Raw genomic sequence first — 6,019 nt, 5'->3', positions numbered from 1 at the left:
TAATTCGGGATAAGTCCTCTTCTAATCCTTTTGGTTGGTCATGGATACCTGAGTAACTCCTTACCCCGGAATTTTGAGGGGATACCGGTTATTGATATTAATTAATAATATAAAAACCAATGTCAGATATCCGCAAACTTATAAATCAATTCGCAGCAAAAGAACAGGAATTAAACTCCAGTCAATTTGTTGCACCCTGTGTCAAGGGAGGAAAAATTCGTACCAAAGTCTTAGGTATGGTTTGTACCTTTCTACCCAAACCCCGCGATTTTGAAGGTTGGGGACTATTCCAACCAATAGACAGTAAAACTGCAACTTTTGTAGAAGAACCAAATTTACCGCAAATCGCCCAATACTTGCAAAATCTCCGACCCTTACGCTTGCGACTCGCATATCCATTAAAAAACCAAACTTGGTTAGCTTATCCTGTTAATGAAGCAAATATGCGTCAACATTATGGATATTGCAAACCTGTACCGGTACATTTAGTTAGCGAAGGAGCAAAATTTGAAGTTGCGATCGCACGAACTGATGGTATTTCTTGGTGGTTTGATGAGTGCGATCGCCGTTCGGATCCCATGGTAGCAGAACAACTGAAGGAAAATATCAAACAAGTTACCTTACCATCAGACTTGCATTTTAAAGGTATGACACCAGAAATGCGCACAGTTTATGAATTGGTAACCCAACAAGCTCAAGAATTTTCCGCTTTACAAAAACAACAAAGGGATGAAAAACGTTTGCGGGATGCTTTAAAGATGGGTGGTGGTGAATTAAACGAATTTCGCGAACGTCAAGACCATTGGGTTATTCAATGGACTACTGTTGATGGCGATCGCCACACGAGTGCGATTTCTAAAAATGATTTGACGGTGATTAGCGCGGGAATTTGTCTCAGCGGTGAAGATGAAAAGTTTGATTTACAGTCCTTGGTTGGTGTCGTGGAAGAAAGTGATGATTTTTAAAACTTATAAACAGGAGTCAGGAGTCAGGACAGACCGCGCTCTAACAAGCGAGCAGGAGTCAGAAGTCAGAAGTCAGAAGTCAGAAGTAGAATCGGCTGTAGATATTAAGAGTGATCATATGTTCACAAATGTCTCTAAAATATTGAACAATTCTTTATCTGCCTCAGTAATTTGATTAACATTTATTTTAATGAACGATATAACTTTTTTCTTTTCTCTATTTTTTGGTAGTTGTATTACTATTTATTTGTTGTGGCTTATTTGTCACTATAACGGAAAAATAATTTTCTATTTTGCGCGAACTGTTATCAGAAGTTTTCGTAGCGCTCAAAGTAGCGCTCAAAGTATTTCACAATATACAAACGAAGCCATATATGATGATATATCAATGCCTACAATCTGCTTAACGGGAGCAATGCCTTTGGCAATTGTAAGTATTGCTCCCGCAGCGTTGAATTTTTGTTTTAATAGTCTATTGGTAACTATCCTTTTAGAAGCAGTTATTATTTCTACCGCATTCTTTATCCCTTCCAATCTTAGAAAAAACCTCGATATTTTAGGAATTAAAGTTATTAGAAATAATTTATCTTTATTATTTTATGCTAGTTTGTGGTGTTTGTTTTTCGCATTATGGGCAACTATAAATCATCAGCAATCTCTCGATCGCATGATTTCTAATACCAATCCAGATATGTGGGCTTACGTGCGTCGTTTTGCTGCTATGACTACAGATAATCTAAGTTTTTATGGTGGTTCGGATAGCTTCTCTTTTGATGGTAATTCTGCCTGTGCATTTCTACTGGGTAGCCCTAAGAAATTTAGTTCTTTTTTAGGCTCTCTAATTGTATATCCTTTACGCGGTTCATCTCTGAGCATTGCTATTTTTCAAGGAATGTTGGGAGGAATTTTATTTCTTTGCCTATTTAAAGAGTGGTTTGAAGTTAGATTATCTGGTACAAATAATTCCTGGCTTAGTAAATCGATCTTGCTTACTTGGGCATTATTTGCGCCAGCAATTTATTGGTTATTAGTTAGTGCTTATTTTTCTAATGCTTTATTTCTTATTATTGTTTGTTTGACATTAAGACAAGTGAGAACAGCAGCGATCTCACTACAAATAGATAGAGTAGAAAATTTTATTTGTTTCTTTTCTATTTTGGTAATTGTTTTAGCTTTTTACCCAGCATTTATACCTGTAATTGTCTTTACTTATGGAACAACTCTTCTAATATATTTTCCGCGTAAAAATTATGACAAAGACATCATAATTAAAATTATTTTTAAATTTTCAGCAGTAATTATTGCTTGTGGCGCGTTTTTCTATCTATTATTCCCCTCACAATTAGGTTTGTACGAAGTTCACAAAAGCTTGAATCTATTAGATAGACATGGCTCTAATTTCGTTCCTTTAAATCCTTGGAGTCTTTTACAAGAGAAGCCCAAGCCAATGCCTTTAATGAGAGATTTTGGCTGGTATATAAATATTATTATTAGCTTGCCTTTTTGTTTTTTTGTCGGTAGAAAAATTTGGCAACAATATCAAAAAAATACTAATAGCTTAATGAAGCAAAATCTTCTTGCTGCACTAGCAGGCATAGGATTGTATGGAGGATATTTATTAGCTTTTATTGCCTTAGAGCATACCTATCGTTTGATGAAGATTGCTATTTCTTTAGTGTATCCTTTAGCTATTTTTGGATTATTACCTTTTATTCTATGGAGCAGACAAAAACTCAGTCTAAAATCTGCTGCGTTCCGCAATGGAGTATTGATTTTGGCGATCGCTCATACAATATTTCATATTTATAAAGTATTAGATTTACGCCCTTATCCTGCTGGGAATTTTATTGTGTCCGATAAATCTCAATTAGAAGCTGTTGAAAACATTACCATTGTGGGGTGCAAAGACGTTCATGCCAGTCAATTTTATCAGAGACTGGTGGGACTACAAATTGCAATAAATTATCCCCAATTGCAAGTTAGCGTTGTCGATAAACCGCAAGCTCTTAATCAGGTTAATACTAAAGAACTTGTCATTTATGGAGAAACAGTTCCCGATAAAAGAGTGCAAAGAAATACTTGCCATTTTTCTCTTTAATGATGTGAATTGGAAGCAGAAACTTGTTGAACTAAAAGTGCTTCCATTACTATGCATTACTACCGATATTAATTTTAAATTTTACCTATACCTTACTTTTTATTAATTCCTCGCTTAGTATCTATAAGTTGTTGTGCATCTAATTTGAATATTATTCTATTGGATAGTGAGACATCAAACTTTCTTTACTTTTGAGTTTTGACTTTTTACTTTTGACTTGCTGTTGTGCATTTTAAATGCAAAACAGCTTATCTACTTCTAACTCTGCGTTTTGCTCTAGATATTCGTCTTTGTTGACGTCTTTGTCTACCTCTAATTCTGTGTTGTGCTCTGGATATCTTTCTTTGTTGACGTCTGTACCTCGCTTCAGATAGAGACCTGGGTTTACGTCCGTATCTTGGTTTGCGACTTAGTCTTGGTTTACGTCTAACTCTTGACCTACGTCTGTACCTTGGTTTGGATCTTAATTTGATTTTGTAACCTGGCTTAGATATATATCCTGGTGTGGTTATATATCTCGATTTAATTCTGTTTCCTTCTGATTCAAGTACTTTTTTTGCTTCGGATATATCCCTTGGTTTGAGTATGTATATCGGTGTAGATACCTGTCCGGGTTCAGATAAATATTTTGATTCAACTCTGTGTGGGTTTCTGGATCGCGGTTTTCTTCTACCTCTATATCTTGTTTTGATTTTGTGTCTTGGTTTGCGTCTAAGTCTAGGTCGGCGTTCGTATCTTGGCTTACGCCCGTATTTTATTTTGGCTCTTTCCCCTAATTTGATACCTGGAGGATGAGGAAATTGCGGGTTATTATTTCTTCCTGTTTGAGGATTTTGATTTCTTGATGGAGAAGGAAGTAAAGGTTCCCTGACTCCTGGTAAAATTACAGGTGGTTTTTGCCTTCCTTGAGGATTAATGATACCTGGAGGCTGAGCATTTTCTGGTATTACAGGAATAGATCCATTATCAATAGATTCATTATTCAAAGATGGGGATTGGGAATTAGCGGATGGGCGATCAACAGATGAAGATCGAGAATCGACACCTTCGGATCTACTTGTAAGAGGTGGATTTTGGTTTTTATTAGGTGAAGATTGGGAATTTGTTGGTGAAGACTGGGAATTTGTCGATGGAGATCGGGGATTTACAGGTGAGGATTGTTTGGGGACAGATGGATTATTAACAGATCCAGTTCTGGGGGTGACAGCTTTATTTTTATTATCAGTTTTAGAAGTGGTGGGTCGAGATGATGGTGATTGAGTTTGTGGCGAAGGTGTAGGTAAGGGTTCACCTTCTACAAGACGAACTTCTGGTAACACACCGGGTGCATCAACGGATTTTTGTGGGAATATTTGCTGACGATTAAAATTAGAAATCCCAAACCCACCAATCAAGCCTCCAAGTATTAAGCTTCCAAAAATCGCAGGAATTTTTTGCCAATTCCTAGGGGTGGAATTAGAAGAAGATTTAGCAACAGCACCAGTTGTGGGCTCGGATGAAACTATCCGTGTTTGCTGGTTGGGTCTGACTACATTGGGATTAACTGCGGGATTAGCTGCAAGAATTTTTTGATTTGCTGTGTCGGGTTTTACTGCGATTGTACTAGGAGGAATTGTAGCTTCAGATTCCAATGCGTAGAGCATTTTATTCACTGTAGTAAAGCGATCTGCAGCATGAATCCTAACGGCGCGATCGAGGATTTGCGCTAGTTCGGGGGAAACATCAGGTGCGTATTCTTGCCAAAATATTTCCCCAGTTTCACGATCGCTTTGTAGATCTTGAGGAGTTTTACCAGTGAGTAAAAAAATCGCTGTTAAACCCAAGCTATAAATATCACTAGCATAAACTGGGCGTCCGATCGCCTGCTCGCTAGGCATATATCCGGGCGTTCCAATCACCAATGATTCGGAAAAATGCTTTGGGGAAGCTGTAATGGTACGAATAGTTTCTTTGACTGCACCAAAATCAATTAAAACCGGTTTGCCGTCAAAAGCAGACAGAATAATATTATCGGGTTTAATATCCCGATGAATAATACCTCTGGTGTGGATATAATTGAGGACGGGAATCAAACTCAGTAAAATTTTTCTGACCTGAGACTCAGGAAATATACCTTTTGTTTCCACAATCTCAGTTAGAGTTTGACCTTGAATCCATTCCTGAACTAGGTAAAATAAACCCTTTTCGGAAAAATAAGCATAAAGTTTAGGGATTTGGTCGCTACCCTCACCCAAAAGCTCTAACGTCGCAGCTTCCCGTTCAAAACGTTGTTTAACCTGGTTATAAGTCTGTGGATCGCCGGCTATCGTTTTAAGTTTTTTAATTACACAACGGCGACCAGAAGGCATATAGGTATCTTCAGCCAAAAAGGTTTCACCAAATCCACCTGCACCTAATACTTTAATAATTTGATAACGATTGTTTAGCAGCTTTGTATTCATATCCCCTGAAAAGCTGTGATAATATTCCCGCGCAATGTTGGGTACACCCTTAAAAGAACTACATAAGATATCCAGACCTTATCGGACAGATGAAGTGTTCCGGGAAAATAACTTAAAATAGCCCTACTCACAACATTATTTGTTGGCGATCGAGCAAATCCGGAAAATTTATCGGCTTCTTTCCCCTGTTCGTTAATGACTGAAGAAAAAAGTTTGTAATTGTTTATTTGCTTCTGCTGTCTGTTCTTAATTTAACACTATTAGTAAATTGCAACGAATAAAAACTTTATGAAACCTGATTCAAAGATTTTTTAATTACGCGATTAAATCGGAAATAAAAATTTAAGTAAAGTTTATTTTTTACTTACTCACTTTAGTCGCAAGTAGTAATATTCTATTTGACTTTATTTATTCCGGAAGAAACACAAGAATCTTCCATTAATTTTATATAGATAATGGTGCGTTACGGCGCGATGGTAAAGGTGACATCAAAGAAAATTTTCTCTTGCGCGCCT

4 protein-coding genes are annotated in these 6,019 nt (G+C 37.0%); 3 read left to right on the top strand and 1 reads right to left on the bottom strand.

Translation table 11 applies throughout. The annotated features are described in order from the left end of the window. Window positions 1-119 precede the first annotated feature (119 nt). From BC008_RS35400 to BC008_RS35390, 3 genes are read left to right on the top strand one after another with little or no spacing between them, the layout of a single operon-like run. Window positions 120-965 (top strand): hypothetical protein, encoded by an 846-nt coding sequence (locus BC008_RS35400; RefSeq protein ID WP_027843905.1) that lies wholly within the window; start codon window positions 120-122, stop codon window positions 963-965. Beyond that, window positions 955-1,140, top strand: coding sequence for a hypothetical protein (locus tag BC008_RS35395; RefSeq protein ID WP_027843904.1), 186 nt, complete (start codon window positions 955-957; stop codon window positions 1,138-1,140). The genes BC008_RS35400 and BC008_RS35395 overlap by 11 nt, the downstream gene beginning before the upstream one ends. A 15-nt stretch (window positions 1,141-1,155) precedes the next feature. Beyond that, window positions 1,156-3,063, top strand: a complete 1,908-nt coding sequence (locus BC008_RS35390; protein WP_058184346.1) for a hypothetical protein — start codon at window positions 1,156-1,158, stop codon at window positions 3,061-3,063. Window positions 3,064-3,311: 248 nt separating this feature from the next. Here the strand turns inward: BC008_RS35390 and BC008_RS35385 are convergent, their stop codons facing one another. After that, on the bottom strand, window positions 3,312-5,504 hold the full coding sequence (locus BC008_RS35385) for a serine/threonine-protein kinase (protein WP_058184344.1): 2,193 nt from the start codon (window positions 5,502-5,504) through the stop codon (window positions 3,312-3,314). Between the last annotated feature and the right edge of the window lie 515 nt (window positions 5,505-6,019).

The sequence above is a fragment of the Mastigocoleus testarum BC008 genome, from assembly GCF_001456025.1.
Classification (GTDB): Bacteria; Cyanobacteriota; Cyanobacteriia; order Cyanobacteriales; family Nostocaceae; genus Mastigocoleus; species Mastigocoleus testarum.
This window is presented reverse-complemented; position numbering and strand designations above follow the sequence as displayed.